The sequence below is a fragment of the Caldisericum exile AZM16c01 genome, from assembly GCF_000284335.1.
GTDB classification, from domain to species: Bacteria; Caldisericota; Caldisericia; order Caldisericales; family Caldisericaceae; genus Caldisericum; species Caldisericum exile.
Map to the genome: position 1 here is coordinate 1,442,856 of NC_017096.1, position 26,155 is coordinate 1,469,010.

The window sequence follows — 26,155 nt, forward strand, 5'->3', positions numbered from 1 at the left end:
CTACTTCTCCTTTTTATCCTTCTTGATAACCTCTTTTGGTTCTTCTAACGCCATTCTCTTGAAGTTCTCAAGCGACCTTATTATAAGATATTGTTCAAATGTCGCTGTAAGCGAGAAAGTAATCCAGTAAAGTAACACTGATGGTGGCCAACTAACTGCCCATACTGCAAAGATGATTGGAAGGAAATACATAAACATCCTTGTATTGGCATCCATTTCCGTACCAGGCATCTGTGATGTCTTTGATTGCAAGAACATCGAAAGGAATACAAGTGCTGGAAGAATGTAAAATTTATCAGGGATATTCAAGTTAGATAGCCACAGGAATCTTACATTATTGAAAGGTGCATAGTTCATAAGTGCTCCATATAACACAATTAGAAGCGGCCACTGTATAAGTACTGGTAAGCACCCTCCATACATATTAACGCCTTTTTCTTTATAGAGTTTTACAATCTCCTGCTGTTGCTTTTGTGGATTGTCTTTGTATTTCTCCTGTATTTTCTTTAACTCTGGTTGAATTTCTTGAAGTTTTGCAGTTGATTTGAACTGGTATCTTGTTAAAGGATGGGTTGCAAGTTTTATAAGAATAGTAAGCACAATAATTGCAAGTCCATAATTCTTTGTAACTTTGTTAATCCACTCAATAATAAGACGCATGAATTTGTAGAATCCGCTTGTGGGCGTAATGTTTAGAATCGCCTCTTTATCGATCGTAATTACCTTACCATTTGCATCTTTGTAGGTCACCTCAAACTTTATTGGATATGGTTTTGCCTCAATCTCTGTATAACTTGTAATGTAGAAAGTAAATGTGGCATCCTTACCTGCATCAATTACGCTTGTTTTTGAAATATCCTTCAGTAAAACTACTCTTGTGGATTTCCACAGTTCAAAAGGTTTAAGATCCTCATTTCCGTTAATTGAAACAAGTTTAACTGTTACATCAAGAATGGGATCTGTTGTGTTATTTACAACTCTAACACCCACGGGAACATTTTCAAGGGGGTGCCCAGATCCTACAACTTGGACAATTACACCGGGCTCTGTCGTCTTAGGAAAAGGGCTCGTTGCACAACCTGTTAAAAATATCGACACTAACAATACAAAACCCAAAACTAATAAAATCTTCTTCATTTTATCCTCCTCAAGGAACAGGGTCATTCCCTCCTGGAAAGAAGGGATTACACCTCAATACTCTCTTTATTGCTAAAAAACCACCCTTTTTTGCACCATATTTTTCAATTGCTTCAATTGCATATTCGGAACAAGTTGGAGTGAATCTGCATGTTGGTGGTTTAAGAGGCGATATGTACTTTCTATAAAACTTCAAGATAGAAATCAAAAACTTCTTCACTGTTGCTCCGCCTCCTTTGTGGCAGCAATACCTTTCTTAAAGCGAAAAATGATGCCCTCAAGGTCGTTGAGGACATCTTGCATTTTAAGACCTTTAATTGTGTCTTTTGCTATAAGAACAAAACTGTAATTCCCGGGTAAAACTGGCTCCAATTTCAAGAAGGCCTCTCTCATCAATCGTCTTGCACGGTTTCTCTCGTGGGATTTACCAATCTTCTTTGAAGCAACAAACCCCGCTTTCTTCTTAACGGTGCTTGATACAACAACCAAAATGTATCTACCGTGGAATTTCTTGCCATTCTTGTAGACACTCTCAAACTCTTTTTCACTGAGTCTTTCCCACAACTTCACTATACTGTTATAAGTCTCTTCCTACCATGTGCTCTTCTTCTTGAAAGCACATTTCTACCGCTTCTCGATTTCATCTTTGCTCTAAAGCCCTGGCTTCTCTTAATATGTTTGTTGTGTGGGTTAAACGTAGTCCTCATATTTCAACCTCCTCATTTAAAATTTTTCTCTAAAAAATCAAACCTAACTAATTAAATATACCAAAAGTTTGAATAAAGTCAATAAGATGTAAGAGTTGCATAAAATTAAGGTTCTCCTGAATATTTTAGCACATAACCAATTGACATTAAATTGTCTAAACTTTTATGTGGTCTTTTTTTACCTATTTTATGTAGAGACTTTTCAAATGATTGATGAAAAGTGCGTTTAGATATCTTCTTCCTAAATTCAGAGATAAAATTGTTTTTGAACTACCTATATGGTATCCTTGGTTTGATAAACCATTTCAAGTTTCATTTACTTCTTTATAATCCATGCTCCTTTTTGTTAATTCTATAAAAGAAAAATTTTTTAACATATTTTCACTCTCCCCAAATTAAATGTAGGGAGTGTCATATATACTACAACTTATTATGGAAGGGTGGCGATACACCCATACTTACGCAATAAAAATTTAAGAAATTTATTTCTAATATTTTGGATTTTTTGGAAATTTATGTATAATTTTTGCGATATGAAAAAAGTGGTTAAAGTTATAACTGGCTCTGAAAATAAGGAGTGGATTAGATGTAATGGCTGTAAGAAACTCCTCTACTACGATGAACTTATTGAAAATAATAAGGTTTGTCCCTACTGTGGGTATCACTTTAGACTGACAGCAAAAGAAAGAATCGACTTACTTATAGATAAGGGCACCTTTGAGGAATTGTTTGCAAATATCAAATCTTACGACTCTTTAAACTTTGTTGATAAAGAACCATACAAAACTAAAATTGAAGAAATTGATAAGGCTCACGGATATAGTTCTTCGGTTATAACTGGGGCAGGCAACATTAACGACATAAAAGTTGCAATTGGCATACTTTCATTTGAATACATTGGTGGGAGTTTAGGTGCTGCAATGGGAGAAAAATTGAAAAGGCTTATATACTATGCAATTGAAAATAGTCTTCCCTTAGTAATTGTCTCTGCATCAGGTGGTGCACGAATGCAAGAAGGAATTTATTCCCTCATGCAGATGGCAAAAGTAAATGCAGCGATTTCCGATTACAAGAAAAAAGGCAAACTGTATATTTCAATCCTTACAAACCCTACATATGGTGGCACTACCGCAAGTTTTGCGATGCTTGGCGATATTATAATTTCGGAACCAAAGGCAATGATTGGGTTTGCAGGTCCAAGAGTCATTGAGCAAACAACAAAAAAGAAATTGCCTCCAACTTTTCAAACAGCTGAGTTTTTACTTGAGCACGGTTTTGTAGATATGATAGTGGAAAGAGCGCGTTTAAAAGAGACACTTGCAAAAATTTTGGAGTTTTTAAAATGAAACTATTATCCTTTGAAAAATCTTTAGAAAAGTTGTATTTAGATTTAGAAAAACGCCCAAATGAGACTGCCTTAAAAGAACTATTAGACGCAAAACTAAAAGAAATTTATTCAAATTTAACTCCATATCAAATCGTAGAAATTGCCCGACACCCAGAAAGACCTCACACAGAAGACTATATTTCAAATCTCTTTACAGATTTTATCGAATTTCATGGTGATAGATGCTTTGGAGATGATCCCTCAATTATCACAGGTATTGCCAAGTTTAACGGAAGAACTGTTGGAATTTTAGGACACAGAAAAGGAAAAAACCTAAAGGAGCAATTAGAACGAAATTTCGGAATGGCAAATCCAGAAGGATACAGAAAAGCGTTAAGGGTTGCAAAACTCATCGCAGATAGATTTAAGGCACCAATAATATCTCTCATTGATACTCCTGGTGCAAGTCCAACAGAGGGTGCAGAAGAGAGAGGTATTGCCGAAGCAATTGCAAAAAATATAATGGAATTTTTTGAGATTAATACACCAATCATATCAGTTGTAATTGGTGAGGGAGGAAGTGGCGGAGCATTAGGAATTGGTGTATCCGATAGAATTCTCATGCTTACGTATTCAATTTACTCGGTTATTTCACCAGAAGGATGCGCTTCAATTCTTTTTGGCGATGCAACAAAGGCAAAAGAAGCTGCAGTATCTTTAAAATTGACTGCAAGAGATCTTTTTACGCTTGGCGTGATAGATGAAGTAATCGAGGAGCCATTGTTTGGTGCGCACAGAGATCCAGAAAAGACTTTCAAAAATGTTAAAGATGCAATAGAGAGAAATCTAAATGAACTATCGAAAATTAGTATTGAAAATCTTCTTACCCAAAGAAAACAAAAATTCGATAAAATGGGGGTTTACAATGAGGAATAGGGACAGCATTTCAAAAGAAATAAAAGATATTGTTGATTTAGCAAAAGAAAATGGAATTCTTGAACTTAACCTCGAAATTGGAGACCTAAAACTACATTTAAAATTCAAAGAAGGTGAAGTCCTCGAAGAAAACATAAACAAGAAACCATCTCTTCCAGCAAATAATATAGAGCAAAATGCAACGGAAACAAAAAGTAATGTATTTTTAGTAAAATCTCCCCTTGTAGGAACATTTTATAGAAAGCCAAATCCAAATGCAAAGCCTTTTGTTGAAGTTGGCGATATTGTTGAAAAAGGACAAACACTCTGTATCGTAGAAACAATGAAAATTATGAACGAGATTATAGCAGAAAGAAAAGGGAAGATAACCAAAATTTTAGTGGAAGATGGCGCAATGGTAGAAGTTGAAACACCTCTTTTTGAAATAGAGGAGATATATGAAGATTAAGAAAGTATTAATTGCAAACCGAGGAGAAATTGCACTTCGCATTGCTCGAAGCCTTATGGAAATGGATATCGAACCAGTTATTGCATACGCATATGAAGACAAAGATTCCCTTCCCGTTAAACTCATAGAGAAGAAGGTTTGTATAGGCAAAGGAAATGTTAGAGATTCATACCTCAATATCCCAAATATCATGAGTGCAGCAACACTTCTCAAAGTTGACGCAATCCATCCGGGATATGGACTTCTCTCTGAAAATCCTATGTTTGCAAAGATTGTCGAGGATCATGGAATAAAATTTATAGGACCAAAATCAGAAACAATGAAGTCTCTAAAGGACAAGGCACACATAAGAAAAATTGCAAAAGAAAACGGAATACCAATTTTGGAAGGAACAGTCGAACCTGTCCAAAACTTAGAAGATGCAAGAAAAATTGCACGTAGTATTGGTTATCCTGTTATGATTAAAGCGGCAAGGGGTGGTGGAGGAAAAGGAATTAGAATTGCAAGAGACGAAGGCGAACTTTCAAGAATATTTGAAATTGCAAAAAGTGAAGCAAAGAATTCGTTTGGAAGTGATGCAATATACATCGAAAAATACCTTAAAAAGGCTCGACACATAGAAGTTCAAGTGATAGGCGATACATTTGGAAATATCCAAGCGCTTGGCACAAGAGAGTGTTCAATGCAAAGAAACCACCAAAAATTAATTGAAGAGGCAGATGCTGTTATCTTAAGCGAAGAGGAGAAGAAAAATATAGAAAATAATGCAATTAAATTTGCAAAAGCAATTAACTATTCAAATGTTGGAACAGTTGAGTTTCTCTATTCAGATGGAAAACACTATCTTCTCGAAATGAACGCAAGAATACAAGTTGAGCATCCTGTTACCGAAGAGGTTTTTAATGTTGATATTGTTAAAGAACAGATTAAGATTGCAGAAGGCGAAAAAATCAGGTTTGATGTGAAACAAGCATTAGGGCATGCAATTGAATTTAGAATAAACGCCGAGGATCCTTTTGAAAATTTTAAACCTTCGTTTGGAAAAATTGAAAAACTTCGTTTCCCTCTTGGAAGAGGTGTAAGGATCGATTCTCACATCTATGAAGGATACGTGGTGCCAACGCTTTTTGATTCTCTCCTTGCAAAAGTAATCGTAAAGGGAAAAAACAGAAATGATGCACTTGATATTGCAAGGCGTGTTTTAAATGAAATTGTAATTGAAGGCATTAAAACAAACATTCCGTTTCACAGGAAGATGCTACAAAATGAAAATTTTCTAAAAAATAACATTCACACAGGCTTTGTTGAAGAGTTTATTAAAAACATCTAAATTTCAACAAGTTCTATTAATTCCTCGTACCTTTTGAGTATATACGGAATGCCTTTTTCTTTTCGAAGAGTTGCAAGTTCATCAAACATTAATTTATTAAATGCAATAGGGTGAGTGGGCTTGCCATCTTTTACAGGCACAACAATTTTTGAACCTTTCCTCAATTGTTCAATAAGCCTTATTAAAATATGTGCTTCTGGAATTTGACGACTCCCTAAAATAAGCACTGAACCAATACTATAAGGTGAGACAAGTCTTAAGCCAAGTTTAAAGGAAGAAAAAATCGGTGCGTATACCTTTTCAGAAATTACGCACTTGTAGAATTTTTTATCATAGACCTTTTTAATTGCGTTTAGGTGGGAAACACTTCCAACTACAAAAATTATATCAGGGTAATATTCATTTGAGAGTTTTTCAATTTCATTTGCAATATTAATTGCCCTCTCCAAATCAAAACCTTTTGAATAAAGGATAATAAAAGAGACTGCCTCTCTTATGGAAGGTAATACACTTTCATAAATTAACTTTTCCTCTCTCTTGTAGGAGGCTTTGCGTCCAAAAAACTCAACTTCGAGCGTATTCCCTATATTAACTTTCATCGAGGAATTTCTTCAAAAGTTCCTTATTTTGAATGATTTCGTAAGCCTCTCTCATCGCTTCAAATGTCTCATAATCAATAATAACTGAAACGATTTTCCCTTTTCTTACAACCGCAAAAGCATCGCCCTGTTCAATACTATCGAGCACCTTTAGTAAATCCCTTTTCAATTTTGATGCAGAAATCGATTGAAGCATCTTTCACCCTCAATAAACTGCATTATAAAGCGCATTCTTAATTCTCTGTATAATCTCTTCCCTATTATCGTAAATGTCGTTTGTTATTTTTATCTTTGGAAAATGCCAATTTGCGTAGAATTCTTTATATCTTTTGTCGAGGCTTTCAAGATATTCTCGAGGAATTTTCTCAAAGTCACGCCCTCTTTTTGCAATGTTTCTTAGAAGTTCATCAACTGTTTTTTCAAGGTATATTAGAAGATTTGGTGTAGGGAGGTGCGTTACCATAAGGTTGTATAGTTTGTCGTAAACGATCCATTCCTCTTTTGTCATCAAGCCCTCTTCGTATAGTGACTTTGCAAAGACTTCTCTATCCTCGTAAATTGATCTATCAAGCACTGCTGGGATTTTTGATAAGAGCATGTGATGGACAATTTGCTCATAGCGAAGCGCAAGGAAGTTAATCTGTGTGGCAAATGCCCACCTTTTCATGTCCTGATAATAGTCCTTCAAAAACAGATTTGAGTGGAAATCCTCAAAGTAAACGGAAAATCCAAGATCTTCTGAAATAATCTGCGCTAAAGATGTTTTTCCTGCACCGATGTTTCCTGAAATTACGATATACATAGTCTCACCCCTTTAAAATTTGATTTGCAATTATGAGTTTTTGAATTTCGTTTGTGCCTTCAACAATCTCATACATTTTTGCTTCCCTGTAAAGCCTTTCAACAGTATACCCTCTTACATAACCATACCCACCAAAGATTTGTGTTGCAAGGCGTGTTACATCAACTGCAGATTTTGTTGCATAGTATTTTGCAATCGAAGAGTAAAGCCCTAAATCAGACGCATTTAAGTCTTTCTTTCTTGAAGCAGTCAATACAATTTCACGTGAGGTTTCTAAAAGTGTTTTCATTTCAGCAAGGTATGATTGAATCATTTGGTAGTTTGCAATTGGTTGCCCTCCTTGTGTGCGTTCCTTTGCGTATTTTATAGACTCTCGAAGTGCTCTTTCCATAAGGCCAACAGATCCTGCCGCAGTTAAAATCCTTCCAAGTTCAAGCGTTTTCATCGCAACAATAAAACCAAGGTTTGCTCGCCCTATAACATTTTCCTTCGGGACCTTTACATCCTTTAATGTGACTGTTGCATTTGGTAAATAAGGAAGTGCCATTTTCTCCTCTTTGTGTCCTACTGCAAGGCCTGGGGTATTCCCCTCAACAACAAATGCAGTAATTCCTCTTGCACCACTTTCAGGGTTTGTCTTTGCAAAAATTACATATAGGTTTGCTAATCCTGCATTAGTTACAAATGCCTTCGTGCCATTAAGAATGTAGTAATCAGAATCAAGGACCGCAGTTGTTTTAATTGCCGAGGGATCAGACCCTGCATGGGGTTCTGTAAGAGAAAATGCGCCAATAAGTTTACCCTTATTGAGTTCTAAAAGGTATTTTTCTTTAAGCATGTCAGAGCCAAAAAGAAAAATTGAAAAACTTGCAAGTTGATGTGCACCAATAATCATTGAAAGTGTGCTTGTGTATGATGAAAGAATAATTGACGATTTAACAGCCTCCTCAAATGTAAGTCCAACACCGCCGAATTCTCTTGGAAAACTAACGGAAAAGAATCCAAGCTCTCCAAGTTTTGAAAGCGTTTCGGGAATATATAGCCCCTTATCCTCAATATCACGCTCAATAGGTTCTATAAGTTCTTTACAAACTTCCTTTGTAATTTCTTCAATTTTCTCCATTATCCACTCCTATTTTTCAAATTATACAGGAATTGAAAAAATATAAAAAACCTATACCTGAGAAGGGAATAAGGCTCCCTCCTCAGGGCTCCACCCTAAAAAGGCAACAAAGTCACCCCGAGAGGTCTTTCCGAGGGGTCTCCTCTTAATAGAGGAGGGCAATGCCCTCCTCTAACTCCACCCTAAAAATAAAAAATCTTTTTATCCTTAGGGGTAAGTTAGAAAGGGGATGTGCCCCTTTCTAATTGAAGTCACCCCGAACGAATGTGAGGGATCTCCTCAGTTAAATCTGAGGAACATCTTTCTACAACTCCACCCAAAAAATTAAAAATTCTTTTGTCCCTTTAGGGCGAGTTAGTGGGATCTTCCAAATCCCCATTCGATATAAACTGAGGATATTCCTTGCCTTCGGCTTTTAATAATCTAACTCTAATTATACAACATAGCACTTATAAGCTTAGAAACATTAAACTTGAAATAAAAATATATATTTTAAAATTCTTCAGTTCGTTATTGCAAATAAATTTTTTAGGTGTATAATATTTTTTTAAGAATTTAAATTAGGGGGAGGAAAATTATGAAAAAGTATTTTTTGTATTTAAACTTTGGTATACTGCCCATTTTAATGCTTCTATTTATGTATCTTTTTGTAACTGTTGTACCAAATTACCTAAAGATTTATTTCTTAATATTCATCGTTGCTTTGGCAATTTTAACGTTTTTTGAAGGACATCTTAGGTCATTTGTTTATCTTATCGCAGGCACACTTACCATTGGATTCTATTTTGTAATCCTTACATGGGGCAAACTCTATGTAAATCAGTTAAACTTTATCACATCTCAAACCTTGCTCATTTTATTATCAGTAATTATCTGGATTGAATCGATTTACTTCAAAAGAATTCTTGACGAAAATGAATACCTTTTAAAGAGAGTCCAAGAACTCGAGAAATTTGTAGGTAACACAAGAGTTCTTACGCGAAGCGAGTTTCTTGACACTGCAAAAATATTCATTAAATCAAGCAAAAGAAGAGGAGAAAAATTGGGACTTCTTATCTTTAAATTGAAATCATTTGATGAAAAAGTGCCTACTTCCATAATTGAGACTATGGGAAAAGTAATTTCAGAAACTGTAAGAAGCGAATTTGACGCCGTTGGATTAATTAGAAGAGACACTCTTGCAGTTCTTCTTCAAAATACAAATTTCGATGGAATAAATGCAGTATTTGAAAGAATCAAACAAAACTTGAGCAAAACCCCGAATATATATCCAGAAGAAATTTTAAACATCTTCGATGTAGAAAAAAAGGAATTCGGGAAAGACTTTGAAGATTTACTATCCTTCCTTGAGGAGGTATAGCATGATTCTTCCAAGGCTTGTAATTGCTGTTTCCATCCTATTCTGGATCTTAATCCTTTACTATGCCGTGCTGTCAGTTGCAGGACTTATATACCGCACAAGGAGAAAGAAAGAAGTTAGCCTTGAATCATATCAAGATGTTGACATTCTAATTCCCGCACGAAACGAAGGAAAAGTCCTCTTTGAGACACTTGATGCGATGGCGAAACTTGATTATCCTGGCAAGTATACGGTTTACGTGTTAAACGACAGTTCAGAAGACAACACAAAAGAAATTGCCGAATTTTTCGAAAAGAAGTATAAGAATTTTAAACACATAGAAGTACCTGAAGGCAGCCCGAAAGGAAAATCACGAGTGCTTAATTACGGATTAACCATTTCTAAAAGCAAAATAATCGCAGTGTACGATGCAGATAACGAACCTGACAAATTTGCTCTTAGAAGATTAATTGAACAAATGTCTAACAATCCTAAAAATGCAGGAGCGGTAGGCTATGTTAAGACAAAAAATATCTACAAAAATAGCCTTACAAGAATGATTGGCCTTGAGTTCATGCTATTTCAACTTGTAATGCAATGTGGAAGATGGCAACTTTTCAAATTTGGCACACTTACTGGGACAAATTTTGTAATTAAAAGGCAAGTAATTGAAGAACTGAGTGGCTGGGATAACTATGCGCTTGCAGAGGATGCGGAACTTACTGCAAGAATTTATGCAAAAGGATACCTTATTCCTGTGGTTGATGATTCCATTACATATGAGCAAGAACCTGAAAGTTTCAAAGTCTTTTTTAAACAAAGAACACGTTGGCTTATTGGCAATTTATACTTAATTTCAAAAATTTTTAATGAGCCTGAACTTAGAAAAGGAAAAAATTTTATAAACAATATCCAATTAGTTTCTGTATATTATGTATTTGTTTTCTTCGTTATCGCTTCGGATATCTGGTTTGTTCTGGGACTTTTAAACAGACTTTCGATTCCATATACAATTCCGCTTTTACTTCTCTGGTTCGAAACATTGTGGATTTATACTTCGGAAATTATCGCTTCAGAGGTTATTGATAACGAAATAAACTTTAAGAACACAATTTTTGCATTTCTCATGTACTTTACCTATGCACAACTTTGGATAATCCTTGCAATAAGAAGTTATTTCTTAAAGTTTAAACAAAGAGAAAAACAAATTGTATGGGACAAAACACCGAGATTTTAAAGAATTGAGCAGTTTACTAAAATATCCATACTTTTAGGATTATATAAACTTTTCAAATTTGAAAAATAAACAATGTTAATTTCTATTCTTTAGAGGGGCATTCTTACCCAGAATTATTAAGTAAATTTACTATAAATAAGGAATTTTATTGGTTATCTTCTAAAATTAAGGTGAGGTGTTAACACCTCACCTTATAAAAGTTAATATAACTATTTTGCTTTGTGCATCCCACTCAACTTCTGCCCCAAGAGATTCAGCAATAAACCTTATAGGCACCATTACTCTGCCGTTTATAATCTCAGGTTTTACTTCTTTGTTTATGGAATCAATTGGCACTTCCTTTCCGTTAATAAGAGCCTTTTCTTTTCCAACCCATAATTCAATTGTTGTGTTATAGTATAGAATAGTCACCTTTTGTGTAGATCCATCCCAGTAAACCTTGCCTCCAACAGATTCAACGATCGCTCTTATCGGGACAAGAACTCTCCCGTTTTTAATAATTGGCGTTGTTTCTCTTCCAGGATCAATTGGCAAAGATTTTGAATTTATGTACATATTTTTATTTCCGACTTGTAATATGATTTTTGTAATTTCTATCTTCTTTATTTCTATTGTTGTTTTTGCCTTATTGCCTGCCCTATCCTCAAAGCTAAAGAAGAAATAGTTTAGGCCTTTACTTAGTTCAACTTCTATAGAGAAACTCCCATTCTCGTTTTTTATTTCGTTTCCTCTAAAATATATTTTTGTATCATTCTCAGTTTTTCCTGTAATTTGCACTTTCCCTTTTTCTGTAACCTTTGGATAATTAATTTCACAAGTTGGTGGGGTTTTATCAAGATAAACCTTCAAAATTTCTTTTGCTTCATTTCCGTAAATATCCCTTGCTAAAATCATTATTACATTTTGTCCTTCATTCAACTTTAGACTCGTTTTAAAAAGACCTTTTGAAATACTCACTTTTTCCCCGTTTATGTATACGTTTTCAACCTCTGTATCGTCGGTTACCATTCCTGACACTTCCAACATCTCATTATTTGTCAAAAGTCCGTCATTTGGTGAAATAATTTCAATCTTTGGGGGAGTTTTATCCTCAATCGGTTTAAAGACTGGTATTTTAATTTCTGAGACCTCCTCTTTAGTTAGGTCATCATTAAATGCCTCGATCTTCACGGAAATTTCATTTTGAGAAACATCTTCTTCATATGGAATAGGTTTTTCAAAGACTAAAAGAATTTTTCCATCTTCGCTCTTTTGGTAAGAAAAATCAATCCCAAAATCAGAAAGAGGTTTGCCATTCAAATAGCAATTAATGAATATATCTTTAAATGTAAACGGCGCTTTTATAAAAACGCTTCTATCAATACCTGAGTAAAATTTTGATTTATCAATCCTACTTGTATAAATTTCATAGTTACCTATAATTTCTTGCACTTTCGGTGTCACTTCTACAGTACCTTTCAAAATTGCGCAATAGGGATAAGTGCTATCGCATTTTTCAAATATCTCAACAACAATACTGTTCTTATCCAAAGGATAATTAGTTATATAGTTAAATGAAATTCCCTTAAAGATAACATTTGAATTAGCATAGACATAATCTATATTATCATCGTAACCAAATAGGATAGGTAAATCGGGAATGTTTGTCCCTGTTATATGAAGTGGATTAAACCACAAGTCAGAAAGTGTTTTGCGCTCCCTTCCTCCTCTGTAAGAAACAGTAATTGAATCCTGCAATTTTTGTCCTCTTGAATTCACCATATATACATGAACTATTGAAAAGGAATTATCAACTTTAATTTTTAAATCTTTAATTTCTCCAATTTCAAATTTTACAGGATCCACTTCGTAAAGCATTTCCAAAGTTTCTGAAGTTAAATAAAATGTTTCAGAAATGCTCTTTGAACAACATGCGTTATATGGAGTTGGCGTCGCTTGGGACCAAGGTGTTGTCTTATCTTTATTTGCTCTTTCCCATATAATTGCTTTAATCTTTATATAAGCTCCTTTCAAACTTTTTACATAGTAAATGTTTTTAATTCCTGTCTTCGTATCATGGTTTTCAAGTCCTGGTCCAATTTCAGTTTCCACTTTGTAAACATAATAATTTTCTTTTAATGTGTATTTCGGACTTACAGGATCTTTAATTCCTGGAACAGGGAAAACCCCACAGTTTATTTCAAGAGAATATCCAATTTTAATTGGAACAAGGTCAAAAACATCTTTTCCAAGTGTCAAATCCTTGTAAGGCCCTGCTCCGTATGGCGCTTTCGAAAATTTTGCATCAACCTCGATGTATGGATTAAAGTAGGTCAACTTTTTGGTCATTTTTACAATTTTATTTGAAATAACGATATCTTTTACATAAATTTCAACCAAATTACCTTTTACATGCCCCCCATAGATTTTATATACACCTTCTGAAATTTCCTTTATACTCGGATTTTGCCAGGTTGAACCTATTATGAAATTAGCGCTTTTCCCTGAGATAAGATTTCCTTTTGAATCTTTAAGAACAACCACTATTGACTGTTCAAGATTTCCTTCCTCATCGTTATAAATAGGCGCGTTGGGGGTTAACTCCTCAAGTTTCCAAGTTTCTGTAAGATAGTTTGGCATTATTGCATAAACTATCGCATCCGAACCAGTGGAAGATGGATACCCGTCGCTTATAATTAAATAAGAATCTCCCAAGATACCTGACCCAGGGAAAACGAGATTAAAATAAGAATTGGTCGTGCTTTTTACCGCAAGTTTCTTATTTGGATTAACAACACTTACAGTAATGGGGTTTGTTGGTGCAACATTGTTGCCAAGTTTTACTTTTCCCTCGACAGTTGATGTCATATTTGAACACATCTTGATGTCTGCCTTTATTAATTCAAAGTTATAAACAATGTATATTTCCTTCGTTATTATCCATGATGGACTTGTTAAAGAATCGGTTGCAAAAATCACATACTTCCCATCCTTATTTACAGAAGCAACAATTGAAAATTCATTTTTTGTATTCAACTGTGTCTGAACAAGGATATTACCGCTTAAATCCTTCAAACCTACATACCAGGAACTGCTTTGATTTTCGTTAATCCTACCATAAATTATTTCTCCCACTTTATAAACAAAAGCATCTTCATTTAAGAGAGTCCCCTGTGTATTGAAGTTTGGTATAGGATCAAAATAGAAAACTTTCTCTGTTTGTTTATCAATAAGGTCAATTTGTGTTGGCAAAGCATTTATCTCTTTAGGACTTATAAAAAGACTAACTATGAATAAGATATAAAAGAAAGTAACAACCTTTTTAAATTTCATTTGTACCACCTCCTATTTTATTTTACACCCACTATTGAAAAATTAAAAAACAATTTAATAAAAAAAGGGGGCTTCGCCCCCCATTTAAAACATCAAAACTTCTCTACTTTGGATAAATAATAATAATCGTCTTTGTTGCTCCGTCCCATTCAACTGAAGCATTAAGCGACTCCGAAATAAATCTTAATGGCACATACGTGTAATTCCCAATTATCTGTGGTGCAACATCAAGTGTAACCTTTTTACCATTAACCGATGCATAGCTTACACCAATTTGAAGGTAAATTGTCGTATCTCCCAACTTGATAATCACGAGTCTAAATACAGGTTCCCATGCAATTTCGGCGTTAAATGCAGTTGCTATTGTTCTTATTGGAACAAGGGTTCTTCCGTTAACAATCTTTGGCGGTGCATCAAGTTGAATTGCCTTATCGTTTAGAATGGCGTTCTTGTTGTCAACTTGCAAAATAAGTTTTGTCTTCTTCACGTAGTTAATTGGTATTACTTGTCGAGCCTGATTCCCTGCAAGATCCTCCGCAATAACTTCGATTGAGTTAAGGCCTTCTGTTGTAAGTGTCACTCTATAGGAGAATTTAAAATCACTTCCAACTTGAACTTGTTGCCCATTTACGGTAACTTTAACTGCATCAGCATCGGTTATTCCTTCAACATTAACGTAAGGCACATTTACTGTTTGGAATGCAACAGGTTTCGTTACGGTAAGTTTTGGTGGCGTTGTGTCAAGCGAAACTGTAAGGGTTGTCTGATTGGTATTTCCTGCAACATCTTTTGCAACAATTGTGAATGTGGTCTTGCCAACAATTGTTGTTGCATATTCAAATGTTAAATCAGGTTTTACGATAACAGGTGCACCGTTTACGGTAAGGGTTGCTTGCTCTGATACCCTTCCTTTTATGGTAATATCTTTTGAGTTCAAAACTGCATTGTCTTGAGGTGATGTAATTGTAATCGTAGGTTTTATGGTATCAACCTTGAATTGAAGAGATTTAGCAACTTCCGTATTTCCGTATTTGTCCTTTGCATAGAAGTAAAGAGTATGCACTCCGTCAGGAATTGATATAGGCGCACTGTATAACTGCGGTGAAGGATTATCAATATAGAAGTAGATTTGTGGATTTGTATCAACAGGGCTTGTTGCAGTAAGAGTAATTCTTGGTGTTGTCTTATAATATCCGTTTTCGCCGTCAGGTTGTGCTGGGCTTACGGCTGCGGTAGTTACAGGGAGTATAACGATCTTAAATGTATCCGAATCGATTGGAGTTGTCTCTTTTGATGTATAAACAGAAATCTTATAGTCTCCTGACTGAGTTGGGTTTTTTATCCCTGCGCTTTTATCAATTGCAACTGTTACCTGTGAGTTTGCACCAATATTTACAGATGGTTTTATGTCTATTCTATTTACGCTTTTCGTTACTTGAAGTGCATTTACATTATTTACCTTAACGAGACCCGTCTGAATTGTCGAAGGCAATGTAAATTGCGATGGAAATACTAATGAGATTGTGTCAGATGTTGTAAGTGCACCACCTGACCCTGTATTAAAAATAATCGTCACCCCAACATCGTCACTTACGGCATAAGAGGTAAGTTGCACCTGTGGTTTTGATACAGTTGATTTAACAATATCAACGTTATCCATAACTTCAACAACATCCTTACTTGTGGAAACCTTAATTTGATATGTGCCTGAGGAAGAGGGGTTAATAATGTTTGCGTTCTTCGAAATTACAACTGTCACGGTGGAATTTGCTCCTACATCAACAGGTGTTGTAATTGTCAATTTTCCGCTTGTATTTGTAATCGATGTTGTGCACTGCGTTCCGTTAACAGTAACATAAACACCACTTATTGAGCTTGGAGTTGTAAATCCTGTTGGGAATGCCACATAGATTTTATCGGAAGCACTCCTTGACAGTGCACCACTTGAAGAAGTTTTAAATGTGATTGTATATTGGGCGTTAGCATTCTGTGTTGGCGGATCAACCACAACATCAAGATTTGAAATAGAAGTGCCAGTAATGGTATAGTATGCAGGAACGGGGATAATATCTTTACTTGTAGAAACTTTTAAAGTATATGTTCCTGGCGTGCTTGGATTAACGATTCCAAAATTGTTAGATATTTGGACGATTACAAATTGGCCGTTGTTTATAGCAAGTGTCGAAGGAATATATATTGTTAGTAGGTTTCCACTTACCAACCTATTGCTGCAAGCTATACCGTTTACTGAAATATACGTTGGGTTAGTGTTTGCTGGCACTGTGGTACCTTCTGGAAATTCAATTTTTATGTAGTCAGTTGTAGGCGATAAACCACCTGTTGGGCTTACATTGAACTGAATAGTATAAGACGCATTGGAAGATGCAGAATTTGGGCTTACCGTAACTGTTGGAGAAGATACACTTGTGCCTATAAGCGTAAAAGGATTTGAGTCAACTGGTGTTGTTTCCTTGCTTGTAGAAACTTTTACCGTTAAGGGAACGTTTGAAGTTGTAGTATTAATAATGCCAAATGTATCAGGGATGTATACCTGTTGGACAACGCCTGCATTTAAGGCTATAGGTACTTTTATCTGCATTTTTGTAGAAGTGGGATATGATATATACGTTGAAGGAACCTGAGAAGTACCAACATACATAACATTGTTAGGAATAGGTGTCGGAAGTGTTGTTCCTGTTGGAAATTCTATGTAAATATAGTCTGTGTTTTGCACTAAAGAAACATTTGGCGTAAATTGAATGAAGTATGAGGCTTTTGTTCCAGCAAGAAGTGGATTTACCGAAACATAAACACCTGTAACTGCACTTGTTATTGTTAATGTACCATAACCAGCTCCCTCTCCTGAAGTAGTTGTGCTTATCGTAATAGAATAAGTTCCACCTATTGGCGGATTTTTTACACCTGCCGAATTCGAAATAAAAACAGAAACATAACCTGCTCCAAGACCGCCTGGTTGAGATGGCACTATTGTAATGACCTGCCCTGAAGCAGAAACTGATGTAGGATAGACGCCATTAACCTGCACATAGTTTGTATTCCATGCTCCTTGTGGCACAGTAAATCCCGATGGAAATGTAATAAATATAGATCCAGATGCTGCAAGTGGATTTTGCATAAAAAATGAAATCGAATACGATGCAAATGCTCCTGCTGTGTTTGGAGTGGCGCTAACAGAGACGCTATAAACTGCTTTTGTAGGAATCGCAATTCCAACTAATGTTAACGTAAAAATTAATAAGAAAACTAATAACTTCTTAAACATAATCTTAACCTCCTTTCAAGGCTTGTAAGTCTTTGTCTAATTATAGCAAAAATTCTTTTCACCATATATTAGATACTAAAACCTTCAAAAAAGTTCCGCAGATTGATTAAATTTTTGAAAATTCTTTTGAAAGTGCTAAATATTTTTTAACCTCAGTATCATCGAATTGACCAAATTCATCGTAATATTCTGACACAGCAAAGAAATACTTATCAATATGCAAAGCAATCACTTTTGCAATCTCCCTCAATTTTGTATAGCCTTCATAAGATGAAACAGGCACTGCAACATAAACTTCCTTGGGCTCGTATTTAAGAATACTTTTTACGCCTGCAAATAGCGTTTCACCTGTTGCGATACCATCATCTATAACAAGCACAACCTTATCTTTAACGCCCTTAAAATCAAAAATTACACCATAACTTTCCGCCCGTTTTTTCATGAGGTCGACAGTTTTTCTTATAATTTCCTCTAAATAATATTTTTCTTCGGATTGTCCATACTCGTTTATAATGTAATCACCATCAATTGACACCGCACCAATTGCAAATTCTTCATTTATAGATGATGGAATTTTGTGCGAAAAAAGTGGTATTATTTCCTTTTTAAACTCTCTTGCAATTGGAAATGCAACCTCAACACCACCTCTGGGACACGCAAATAAATAATCAAAGGCAATGCCCTCATCAGAAATTGCCTTTGCAAGTTTTTCTCCTGCATCAAGCCTATTTTTAAACATACCTACGATTTGTGCGTTTCCCCAAGATCTTCCAAAATTTTATCCAAAGTTCTTTCAAGGTTCCCAAGTTTGTTTTGAACTACATCCCAAACTATTTCGAGATTTACTCCAAAGTAAAAGTGAATTACTTTATCTCTCAGGCCAGCAATACTTTTCCAATTAACCACTGAGTATTTATTTTTTATCTCAGGTGAAATATTTTTGACAGCTTCTCCAATTATTTCAAGATTCCTCAATACAGCGTCTTGTTTCTCTGTTTTTGCAATAAATGTTCCAAAATCAATGTCCTTAGTATAATTTTTTATTCTATCAATTGCTTCTTTAATATCAAAGAGATACTCTCTATCTTTTCTCTTAGACATATTCTATGCTCTTTTTTATTTCTTCCTTCACTGATGGAATTCTAATACTTTCAATTCCCAATGGTGTAAGTATATCAACCTTTCTTTTAAAAAGTTTTTCAAGAGTAGAACTCAATCCAATAAAATTCTCAAGGGTAGGCTCTTCGAATTCTACATATAAATCAACATCACTTTTTGAGGTTGCTTTATTTCTAACAAATGAACCGAAAATACCTATTCTTTTTACCTTGAACTTTCCAAGGATCTTTCTATTCTTCGTAAGTATTTTTATTATTTCATCCTTACTTAGTTCTTTAGATTTGTCTTTCTTGAAAATCCCCCTACTTTTTTTCCTCATTCTTTGGCGGTTCTGTTATTACTTGCTGTGCTTTCTTTGTGATTACTTTTCCTTCAACCGTTGCGCCTTCCTCAATTGAGATTTTCTCAGCAGTTATATCTCCAATTACTGTTGCATGCTCCAAAACTTCAACACTTTCCTTTGAAGTAATATTTCCTTCAACTTGCCCGATTACAATTACTTTTCTTCCTTGGATATCACCTTTTACTTTTCCGCCTTCTGCAATTGTTACTTCGCCATTACCTGAAATATGCCCCTCAATTATTCCTTCAATTCTCATTACACCTTCGCACTTAACATCACCTTTTACAAAAAGATCTTTTGCAATTACCGTCTGTGTTGTTGAAACTGCTTCTTTTGTCTCATCTTTTCTTCCAAATGCCATTGTAAAACCTCCTTACTCAAGATATTTTAACGGATTAATTACTTCACCCCAGACTCTTATTTCAAAATGCAAATGTGGTCCAGTACACAATCCGGTGCACCCTTCATAACCAATAACCTGTCCCTTTTTAACCTTATCTCCTACTTTTACATCGATTCCTGAAAGGTGTCCATAAACTGTCTCTATACCATCTCTATGATAAATAATAATCATCTTTCCATAGCCACCTGAATCCCAACCTGCAAAAGTTACTTCTCCATCTGCTGCCGCCCTAATAGGTGCACCATAATAACTTGCAATATCAATTCCCTTGTGGAATTCCCAGCCACCACCAAACGGACTTATTCGCCACCCAAAGTAAGAAGTAATTGATCCCTGTAGCGGCCAATAATCTGGCGTTTGTGCCTTCATCTCGTTAAACTTGTATACGGTTTCCTGAAGCATTGTAAGGGTTTGCTCTGTTTGGACTGCTTGTTTCGATGTATCTGCAAGTTCAGTTCTTACCTGCGCATAAGTTTTTGGAAGTTCTGTATATGATTGTATCTGAGATTTTGATGATGGACGTGCAAGAATTGACTCTAAACTCACTGTTTCCCCGCCAAGTTTAAGGGCCGACCTCACATCCTTTTCAAGTTTGCCCAGAGCAAGCACATACTGTCTCAAGGCTTCAACATCTGCTTTGGTCTTTGCAAGTTCATCCTGAAGAGCCTGTAAGTTCTTGGCATCTTCCACACTTAAAGAACTTGCATAAACTCCAGGGGCTTTTGCGTTTACAAGAAGTTCCCTGTAAGATGCGCCAAAGGAAACCGCAAAAGTAACAATCAAGGCAAAGGTAAATAAAATCGTGTAAATTCTTAAAGGTGTTAGGACAATTCTTACGGTTTTACCTTGATAGTGAGGTACAATTATCAGGGTAAAGCCGCCTTGCTTCTTCACTTTTTTCTTATGTACTTCGTACTTATGCTTCCACAGGTCCACATTCTCACCTTCTTTCAACAAAATTCAACGCCAATACCTCACACCAAATTCCTAATACCTATAATACACAAAAACAAAAAATTTCAAAAAATGCAAGAGGGGGATTAAAGAATCCCCCCAAAAGAGTCCTATGGCTTATAAGTAATAGTTATAGTCTTTGTTGCTGCATCCCAACTAACATTTGCACCAAATGCCTCAGCGATAAAACGAAGGGGAACAAAGGTGAAGCCTTGAACTATTTTAGGTGCAACGGTAAGTCTATAAACGCTATTATTTATCAAGGCAATGGTCGAATTAACCTGAACTTGAATAATCTTATTTGCAAACTCTATTGTAATGAGTTTTAAAGCCTCATTATAATTAACCGTTGAGCCAAATGCTTCTGCAATAAATCTTAAAGGAACAAGAGTTGTTCCATTTTCAATAAATGGGCTCTGTTCAAGCAAAACTGTAGTACTTGAAGTTATTGCCTCTTTTGAGCCTATTTGAAGTTTAATGATTTTCTCGTTTACCTTCTTTACTACAACAGTCTTCGAACTCTTATTTCCTGCTAAATCGTATGCATCCACAACAAAAACATTATCACCATCCGCCAAATGCGTTGAATAGATATATGTGTTGCTATTATGCGGGACTTCTATTCCATTCACAAAAACTTTTCCACTTTCACTTAAATTAATTTTTAGGGTAAAGTTTTCATCTGTTGTCTCAGTTTGTATAACAGAAGAATTTAATTTAGTGTTCAAATCAACAAAAGAAATTTCGGGTGGTGTTTCATCAATTTTTGCTGTAAGAAGAATTGTTGTTTGGTTCCCCGCAAGATCTCTTGCCCAGACAATAACAGGATCACCATCTTTTACATCGATGGGCACGGAGAATTTCAGGTCGTCATTGAGGTCAAGAACCTTATTATTTACTTTTAATGTGCATGGTTCTGAAACATAGCCAGAAACGACTTTTGCCGCTCCGAATATAACCTTACCTAAAGAAACGGAATCGATATTAATAGCAGGCGGAGTATTGTCAACTATTACCTTCTTTTCAATAATTTCTCCTTGGTTTCCTAAAGCATCAACTGCATACGCAAAAACTGTATGTTTGCCCTCTAAAACTTTGAAAGACTTTTCAAACTCTTTGAATTCACCGTCATCTATTTTGTAAAATACTTTAACACCATTTGACGTCGAAAGAGTTACCTCAGGAGGAGTTCTGTAAATACCGTTCATTCCGTCAGGCAAAGAAGGATTAAAAGTAAATTCAACAACTGGCAAAGGGATAATCTTTATTTTATTGCTTGAAACCCCTTTTGTTTCTTGAGATGTTGATACTGTTACTCCATATTCACCTTGATTTGCTGGATTCTTAATACCTGCCAAGCTAAGTATATTTACTTCAACCTGGGTTTTGGGAGATATATCCTGGGGAATATAAAGAAAAATAGTTTTATCATTAACTGCAACATTTTCTACTTCTAAATTATTTACCTTGAAAGCATCTTTAGGCATATTCTCGTTACTGAATACAAACCCGCTATCAAATGTAATATTTATCGTATCCTTGCCTTTTTGAAGCATCTTAACCGGCCCCGTTTTGAAACTGATGTTAAATTCGTTAATTGACAATATGCCTGTGTTTTTAGTTTTTAAAACAACTTCTGATATTGTTGACTCGTTTATTGTAACAGGTACACTCACCTTGTAATTATCAGTATCTGTCCAGCAATATATTTTATATACTCCATTATTAATAGGATTTACAATCCCTGCATTCTCATTAATTACAACCGAAACATTTTGCAAAGCAGATAAATCGAACTGATTTTCAACTATAATAACACTACCATTTACAGATGCATTTGCAGTCATTCCGTTCACAGTTACAAATCCTTGTAAATTGACATTGTTCAAAGAAAAATCTTGTCCAAAGTCAATATATATGTATTTCCCCTTTGGGAGATTTCCAACAGGTGAGGTTGAGAAGTTTATTTCAAAACCAGAGTTCGCGCCTGTAAAATCCCTTGAAAGATTTATCGAGAGATTCTGCACCTGAGGATCATATATTATAAAAGGGTCAGAATCAATCCAGGTCTCCTCTACCGATGTTGAAAGTGAAATTTTCTTTACACCTGAAGATGGATTTCTTATTCCGAATTTCTCGCTAAACTCAATCATTACTGGATAATAGGCAGGGATATCTATCGGAGCATAGACTCTAAGCATAAACGGATTATCTGCACTTCTATATACGCCAGATGCTTCATATCCATTAATTTTAACATTTGTCCTTGTAAGTATTTGGGGAAAAGCCGTACCTTCCGGAAACTTTATCCTTATTTCGCCTTCATTTGCACGAAGTGCGCCTTTTGCTCCTGTTAAAAACCTTACAACGTACAAGGCATTCATTCCTCTAACTGCAGGGTCTACATTGACAACAACGTCTTGTACCGAAGAAACAGTAATCCTATAACTATTTGATAAAGTTGCTCCTAATTCTGCACCGTTTGTTGTCAAATACACCACTCTTACTTTGTAACATGTTGCAGGCGTTATAGGATTTACAAGTCCTGCTTCTTTTTTAATAAGTATTTCAACATTATCTCCCTTATTGATTAATTTGCTTAGATAAAGCGAAAGTTCTACTGAATTATCTGAAGTTATTAGTTTGAATTGCGCCCCTTTCACGGGCTCACCATTGACAAGAACACTCCCGTAAGGGGCTGAGTCGAATTTGAAACGCGTGTCATCACGGAAATAGAGTTTTAACATACCAACATTATCGTAATCTGAATAACTTCCGTATATCCTATATTGGGCAATAACTCCCCCGTTTATTGGGTCTACTTCGACATTAAATGGCGGTGCTATGGAAACCGCTTTAATGCTACTAATAATTCCAAAAGCGTTCAAAACCAAAGATAAAACTATTAAAAGTACCCATACTTTTCTCATTAAAGTCACCCCCTATCGCTTTGGATAGATAATAAGAACGGTTTTTGTTTGCGAATTCCATATAACATCTGCACCAAAAACGTCTGAAATAAATCTTATTGGCACAAGAGTTCTTCCATTAACAATATATGGTGCAACATCTATTTGAATTTCTTTTCCGTTAACAAGTGCGCTTTTCTTTCCCACCCACATAGTAATCGAATTATTATTAAAACTTATCTCGATCTTCTTTGTTGATGCTTCATATGTAAATGTTGCACCAAATGACTCTCCAACAAATCTTAGTGGCACCACAGTCCTTCCAGAAGTAATCTGCGGCGCTGCCTCAAGAGTGTAATTCTGTCCGTTAACGACAGCAACAGGATTTCCGATTTGAAGAATCATTGAGACAGATTTTGAATATCTTACTGTAACTACTTTCTTTGTGGAATTCCCTGCTTCATCTGTTGCAACAACCTCAATATTATTTAGAGTATTTTCCTTTAAATTGAACAGTTCATAAACAAAGTATACATCATCCTTTACTGTTGCTTTTTCACCATTAACAGTGACTGTTGCACCTTTTTCTGTTGTTCCTTCTACCACTAATGGAAGTTTAATAACATTTTCAAACATTACAGGCTTCAAAATTGTAAGTGGTGGAGGTTCTGTGTCTAATGTCACTTTCACCTCAACTTCACTGGTATTTCCTGCAAGGTCTGTTGCAACGATAAAGATATTTTCAGTATTCGATTTCATTTCAAAATTACCATCGAAATTGCCCGAGCCATCAACAATAACAGGGACTCCATTTATTGTAACTGTCGAGCCTGCGTCAACAATTCCTTTAATTTTTACTGTTCTGTTTGGAACTACAGAATTATCCTTTGGTTCCACAACAACCAATGTAGGTGGTATTGTATCCACCTTTATTTGCATTGATTGAACTGACTCTCTATGTCCTTCTCTATCAACGGCATAATAGAAAAGGGTATGAATTCCCTCTGGTGCAATTATTGGACTTCCATTCCAGATAGAAGGTGTATTAGAGTCAAAGTAGTAATAGACAGTCGGATTTGGATCTGTTGCACTGAATACTGAGAATGTAATTGATGGACGTGTTTTGTAGAATCCATTTGTGCCGTTTGGTGTTCCAGGAGAAAGTATAACTCTTGTTTCAGGAACATTTTCGATTTTATACGAATTTGAAACCATTGGGGTTTGCTCTTTGGTTGTAAAGACAGAGAGAGTATAGTTACCTGCCTGAACTGGATTTTTAATATTTGCACCTTCTAATACCCTTACAGTTACGTCTGAAAATACCTTTACCTCTATAGGCAGAGTTATTGTGAGAGTTGTTCCAGATATTTCAATGAGAGTCGTTGGGATATTATTTATCGTTATCTGTGAGGTGGGGATAGTTGTTGGGATCGTTGTCCCAAGTGGAAACACAATGCTTATCCTATCAATGCCAGGGAGAAGATTTCCGCTTGCTCCTGTTCTGAAAGAGATAGTGTAAGCGCTTGCCTGCCCTGAAGATGTATTCGAAAGTTGCACCACAGGAGATGTGATTGTAGATGGTGTTATCGAAATGCTGCTGCTTACAAATACTGCATCCGAAGAAGTATTAACAAAAACTTCGTAATTTCCAACGGACTGGGGATTAACAACCCCAAATTGCTTAGCAATAACTATTTTGACATTTGCATTTGAATCAATGGTTACAGGCACATAAAGAGTAATTTTGTTTTCGCTAACAGTTACATTAGTACAGGGTGTACCATTAACAGTTATAGCACCTGGTATTGCAATCTGAGGGAAAAGAAAGCTATCTGCAAACTTTATATTTATTTTATCCTTATCTTTTGTTAAAGCGCCAAGTGGCGATGTCTTAAATTCAATAGAATATGAAGCATTCATTTTCTGAGATGAAGGATCGGCGCTTGCAATAAGTCCAACAATTGCAGAGCCGTATATGGTATATGTGTTTGAAGTTGCAAGTCCAGTGTCCTTACTTGTTGCAACTTGAAGTGCAAAATTCCCCGTAAATTCTGGATTAATTATTCCAAAATCCTCTCTAAAAATAATGCGACATACTGAAAAAGAGAGAATAATTTTTCCATCAGGCACATACAATCGAACCCTGTTACCTTGAATAACTATTGCTGAAGGATTAAATGAAGAAATTAAAACCTTTGACACATCAGGATTGGAAGGTAAAATTGTACCTTTGGGGAAAAATACATCAATGTAATCACCACCTAAAAGTACCCCGTCTTTCGATATATTAAATGTAATATCGTACATTGCATTTTTCCCTGCAAAGTTATTGCTGAGAATGATAATAAGGTTTGACACTTTTGAGCCTGTTGTTTCAGTTCCTATATAAAAAGAGTAGGTTGCATGATTTGGCTCTGTTGTTGTCCAAATTTCGATTGAATACATATCAGGTAAAACGGGAGTTTTTACTCCAGCAGTGTTTGAAATCGTAACCGCAACCCCTCCAGTCCCGGCACCTTGGTTTTGCAAAACAGGCTCACTTAAAGTTAAAATAACAATGTTGCTACTTATTGTTACAGAGGTTGGCTTGTAACCTGCAATTTCCACTAAATCGTTATTGATGCTTGATGGAAGAGAAAAACCTTGAGGAAATTTTATGTATATCTGTTCTCCCCTATTGAGATCTTTGTGAAGCACAATATAAAAGGCAAATTGAGCAAAAGAATCTGTTGTGGATGGAGTAACCAAAACATTTCTTATTTCAACATCTGCATAGACTGGTTGTAAATTAATTGATGTAACCACCAACAATAGAATAATAACTACAGTTGCTAATCTTTTCAAATA

The 26,155-nt window shown here is 35.5% G+C and carries 23 protein-coding genes; 6 read left to right on the plus strand and 17 right to left on the minus strand.

Annotation, left to right across the window (positions count from 1 at the left end; all coding sequences use genetic code 11):
* The 4 genes from yidC to rpmH are packed head-to-tail and all read right to left on the minus strand — an operon-like array spanning position 1 to position 1,844.
* Positions 1-1,137 (minus strand): YidC/Oxa1 family membrane protein insertase, encoded by a 1,137-nt coding sequence (gene yidC, locus CSE_RS08045; protein WP_014454010.1) that lies wholly within the window; start codon positions 1,135-1,137, stop codon positions 1-3.
* Positions 1,138-1,147: 10 nt separating this feature from the next.
* Positions 1,148-1,357: a membrane protein insertion efficiency factor YidD gene (gene yidD, locus CSE_RS07310; RefSeq protein WP_014454011.1), complete on the minus strand. Its 210-nt coding sequence runs from the start codon at positions 1,355-1,357 to the stop codon at positions 1,148-1,150.
* The gene (rnpA, locus tag CSE_RS07315; RefSeq protein WP_014454012.1) at positions 1,354-1,707 is read right to left on the minus strand and encodes a ribonuclease P protein component; all 354 of its coding nucleotides are present in this window, start codon (positions 1,705-1,707) and stop codon (positions 1,354-1,356) included. Before rnpA ends, yidD begins: the two co-directional genes overlap by 4 nt.
* Positions 1,707-1,844, minus strand: a complete 138-nt coding sequence (rpmH, locus tag CSE_RS07320; RefSeq protein ID WP_014454013.1) for a 50S ribosomal protein L34 — start codon at positions 1,842-1,844, stop codon at positions 1,707-1,709. Before rpmH ends, rnpA begins: the two co-directional genes overlap by 1 nt.
* Positions 1,845-2,377: 533 nt before the next feature.
* On the opposite strand from rpmH, the gene accD reads away from it, so the two are divergent.
* Genes accD through CSE_RS07340 form a run of 4 tightly spaced genes read left to right on the plus strand, consistent with a single transcriptional unit; the run spans position 2,378 to position 5,885 of the window.
* Positions 2,378-3,190, plus strand: a complete 813-nt coding sequence (gene accD / locus CSE_RS07325) for an acetyl-CoA carboxylase, carboxyltransferase subunit beta (protein ID WP_197535271.1) — start codon at positions 2,378-2,380, stop codon at positions 3,188-3,190.
* A complete protein-coding gene (locus tag CSE_RS07330) occupies positions 3,187-4,107 on the plus strand; it encodes an acetyl-CoA carboxylase carboxyltransferase subunit alpha (protein ID WP_014454016.1) in 921 nt (306 codons plus the stop codon). The genes accD and CSE_RS07330 overlap by 4 nt, the downstream gene beginning before the upstream one ends.
* A complete protein-coding gene (gene accB / locus CSE_RS07335; protein WP_014454017.1) occupies positions 4,097-4,555 on the plus strand; it encodes an acetyl-CoA carboxylase biotin carboxyl carrier protein in 459 nt (152 codons plus the stop codon). The genes CSE_RS07330 and accB overlap by 11 nt, the downstream gene beginning before the upstream one ends.
* Complete coding sequence (locus CSE_RS07340; RefSeq protein ID WP_014454018.1) at positions 4,545-5,885, plus strand: acetyl-CoA carboxylase biotin carboxylase subunit; 1,341 nt, start codon at positions 4,545-4,547, stop codon at positions 5,883-5,885. Before accB ends, CSE_RS07340 begins: the two co-directional genes overlap by 11 nt.
* On the opposite strand, the gene CSE_RS07345 is transcribed toward CSE_RS07340, so the two are convergent.
* Genes CSE_RS07345 through CSE_RS07360 form a run of 4 tightly spaced genes read right to left on the minus strand, consistent with a single transcriptional unit; the run spans position 5,882 to position 8,409 of the window.
* Positions 5,882-6,484, minus strand: a complete 603-nt coding sequence (locus CSE_RS07345; RefSeq protein ID WP_014454019.1) for an NTP transferase domain-containing protein — start codon at positions 6,482-6,484, stop codon at positions 5,882-5,884. The two genes, CSE_RS07340 and CSE_RS07345, sit on opposite strands and share 4 nt — an antisense overlap.
* A complete protein-coding gene (locus CSE_RS07350; protein WP_014454020.1) occupies positions 6,474-6,680 on the minus strand; it encodes a type II toxin-antitoxin system Phd/YefM family antitoxin in 207 nt (68 codons plus the stop codon). Before CSE_RS07350 ends, CSE_RS07345 begins: the two co-directional genes overlap by 11 nt.
* Before the next feature lie 9 nt (positions 6,681-6,689).
* On the minus strand, positions 6,690-7,286 hold the full coding sequence (locus CSE_RS07355; RefSeq protein WP_014454021.1) for a deoxynucleoside kinase: 597 nt from the start codon (positions 7,284-7,286) through the stop codon (positions 6,690-6,692).
* 4 nt (positions 7,287-7,290) lie between these two features.
* Entirely contained in the window at positions 7,291-8,409 is a 1,119-nt protein-coding gene (locus CSE_RS07360; RefSeq protein ID WP_014454022.1) for an acyl-CoA dehydrogenase family protein, read from the minus strand.
* Positions 8,410-8,986: 577 nt separating this feature from the next.
* Here CSE_RS07360 and CSE_RS07365 point away from each other — a divergent pair.
* Positions 8,987-9,769 carry a nucleotidyl cyclase domain-containing protein gene (locus CSE_RS07365; protein WP_014454023.1) on the plus strand — a complete coding sequence of 261 codons (783 nt, stop codon included), beginning with the start codon at positions 8,987-8,989 and terminating at the stop codon, positions 9,767-9,769.
* 1 nt (position 9,770) lies between these two features.
* Positions 9,771-10,985, plus strand: coding sequence for a glycosyltransferase (locus tag CSE_RS07370; RefSeq protein WP_014454024.1), 1,215 nt, complete (start codon positions 9,771-9,773; stop codon positions 10,983-10,985).
* 186 nt (positions 10,986-11,171) lie between these two features.
* Here the strand turns inward: CSE_RS07370 and CSE_RS08335 are convergent, their stop codons facing one another.
* From CSE_RS08335 to CSE_RS07415, 9 genes are all read right to left on the minus strand, one after another.
* On the minus strand, positions 11,172-14,297 hold the full coding sequence (locus CSE_RS08335; RefSeq protein WP_014454025.1) for a stalk domain-containing protein: 3,126 nt from the start codon (positions 14,295-14,297) through the stop codon (positions 11,172-11,174).
* 103 nt (positions 14,298-14,400) lie between these two features.
* Complete coding sequence (locus CSE_RS07380) at positions 14,401-17,580, minus strand: stalk domain-containing protein (protein WP_014454026.1); 3,180 nt, start codon at positions 17,578-17,580, stop codon at positions 14,401-14,403.
* Between the two features lie 106 nt (positions 17,581-17,686).
* Complete coding sequence (locus tag CSE_RS07385; RefSeq protein ID WP_014454027.1) at positions 17,687-18,319, minus strand: phosphoribosyltransferase; 633 nt, start codon at positions 18,317-18,319, stop codon at positions 17,687-17,689.
* A 2-nt stretch (positions 18,320-18,321) separates the two neighbouring features.
* Positions 18,322-18,681 (minus strand): HepT-like ribonuclease domain-containing protein, encoded by a 360-nt coding sequence (locus CSE_RS07390; RefSeq protein WP_014454028.1) that lies wholly within the window; start codon positions 18,679-18,681, stop codon positions 18,322-18,324.
* Positions 18,674-19,018 (minus strand): nucleotidyltransferase family protein, encoded by a 345-nt coding sequence (locus CSE_RS07395; protein WP_014454029.1) that lies wholly within the window; start codon positions 19,016-19,018, stop codon positions 18,674-18,676. Before CSE_RS07395 ends, CSE_RS07390 begins: the two co-directional genes overlap by 8 nt.
* Entirely contained in the window at positions 19,002-19,403 is a 402-nt protein-coding gene (locus tag CSE_RS07400) for a bactofilin family protein (protein ID WP_014454030.1), read from the minus strand. The genes CSE_RS07395 and CSE_RS07400 overlap by 17 nt, the downstream gene beginning before the upstream one ends.
* A 12-nt stretch (positions 19,404-19,415) precedes the next feature.
* A complete protein-coding gene (locus CSE_RS08055; RefSeq protein WP_014454031.1) occupies positions 19,416-20,381 on the minus strand; it encodes a peptidoglycan DD-metalloendopeptidase family protein in 966 nt (321 codons plus the stop codon).
* Between the two features lie 128 nt (positions 20,382-20,509).
* The gene (locus CSE_RS08340) at positions 20,510-23,329 is read right to left on the minus strand and encodes a copper amine oxidase N-terminal domain-containing protein (protein ID WP_014454032.1); all 2,820 of its coding nucleotides are present in this window, start codon (positions 23,327-23,329) and stop codon (positions 20,510-20,512) included.
* A gap of 12 nt (positions 23,330-23,341) precedes the next feature.
* Entirely contained in the window at positions 23,342-26,152 is a 2,811-nt protein-coding gene (locus tag CSE_RS07415; protein ID WP_014454033.1) for a stalk domain-containing protein, read from the minus strand.
* Between the last annotated feature and the right edge of the window lie 3 nt (positions 26,153-26,155).

What these genes read in the sequence shown, in the direction of transcription:
- CSE_RS08340 (WP_014454032.1), bottom strand. Translation starts at nt 23,329, where the DNA reads ATGAGAAAAGTATGGGTACTTTTAATAGTTTTATCTTTGGTTTTGAAC.
- CSE_RS08335 (WP_014454025.1), bottom strand. Translation starts at nt 14,297, where the DNA reads ATGAAATTTAAAAAGGTTGTTACTTTCTTTTATATCTTATTCATAGTT.
- CSE_RS07385 (WP_014454027.1), bottom strand. Translation starts at nt 18,319, where the DNA reads ATGTTTAAAAATAGGCTTGATGCAGGAGAAAAACTTGCAAAGGCAATT.
- CSE_RS07350 (WP_014454020.1), bottom strand. Translation starts at nt 6,680, where the DNA reads ATGCTTCAATCGATTTCTGCATCAAAATTGAAAAGGGATTTACTAAAG.
- CSE_RS07330 (WP_014454016.1), top strand. Translation starts at nt 3,187, where the DNA reads ATGAAACTATTATCCTTTGAAAAATCTTTAGAAAAGTTGTATTTAGAT.
- CSE_RS07360 (WP_014454022.1), bottom strand. Translation starts at nt 8,409, where the DNA reads ATGGAGAAAATTGAAGAAATTACAAAGGAAGTTTGTAAAGAACTTATA.
- CSE_RS07390 (WP_014454028.1), bottom strand. Translation starts at nt 18,681, where the DNA reads ATGTCTAAGAGAAAAGATAGAGAGTATCTCTTTGATATTAAAGAAGCA.
- CSE_RS07345 (WP_014454019.1), bottom strand. Translation starts at nt 6,484, where the DNA reads ATGAAAGTTAATATAGGGAATACGCTCGAAGTTGAGTTTTTTGGACGC.
- CSE_RS07370 (WP_014454024.1), top strand. Translation starts at nt 9,771, where the DNA reads ATGATTCTTCCAAGGCTTGTAATTGCTGTTTCCATCCTATTCTGGATC.
- CSE_RS07340 (WP_014454018.1), top strand. Translation starts at nt 4,545, where the DNA reads ATGAAGATTAAGAAAGTATTAATTGCAAACCGAGGAGAAATTGCACTT.
- CSE_RS07355 (WP_014454021.1), bottom strand. Translation starts at nt 7,286, where the DNA reads ATGTATATCGTAATTTCAGGAAACATCGGTGCAGGAAAAACATCTTTA.
- yidC (WP_014454010.1), bottom strand. Translation starts at nt 1,137, where the DNA reads ATGAAGAAGATTTTATTAGTTTTGGGTTTTGTATTGTTAGTGTCGATA.
- CSE_RS07380 (WP_014454026.1), bottom strand. Translation starts at nt 17,580, where the DNA reads ATGTTTAAGAAGTTATTAGTTTTCTTATTAATTTTTACGTTAACATTA.
- CSE_RS07365 (WP_014454023.1), top strand. Translation starts at nt 8,987, where the DNA reads ATGAAAAAGTATTTTTTGTATTTAAACTTTGGTATACTGCCCATTTTA.
- rpmH (WP_014454013.1), bottom strand. Translation starts at nt 1,844, where the DNA reads ATGAGGACTACGTTTAACCCACACAACAAACATATTAAGAGAAGCCAG.
- CSE_RS07395 (WP_014454029.1), bottom strand. Translation starts at nt 19,018, where the DNA reads ATGAGGAAAAAAAGTAGGGGGATTTTCAAGAAAGACAAATCTAAAGAA.
- accB (WP_014454017.1), top strand. Translation starts at nt 4,097, where the DNA reads ATGAGGAATAGGGACAGCATTTCAAAAGAAATAAAAGATATTGTTGAT.
- CSE_RS07400 (WP_014454030.1), bottom strand. Translation starts at nt 19,403, where the DNA reads ATGGCATTTGGAAGAAAAGATGAGACAAAAGAAGCAGTTTCAACAACA.
- accD (WP_197535271.1), top strand. Translation starts at nt 2,378, where the DNA reads ATGAAAAAAGTGGTTAAAGTTATAACTGGCTCTGAAAATAAGGAGTGG.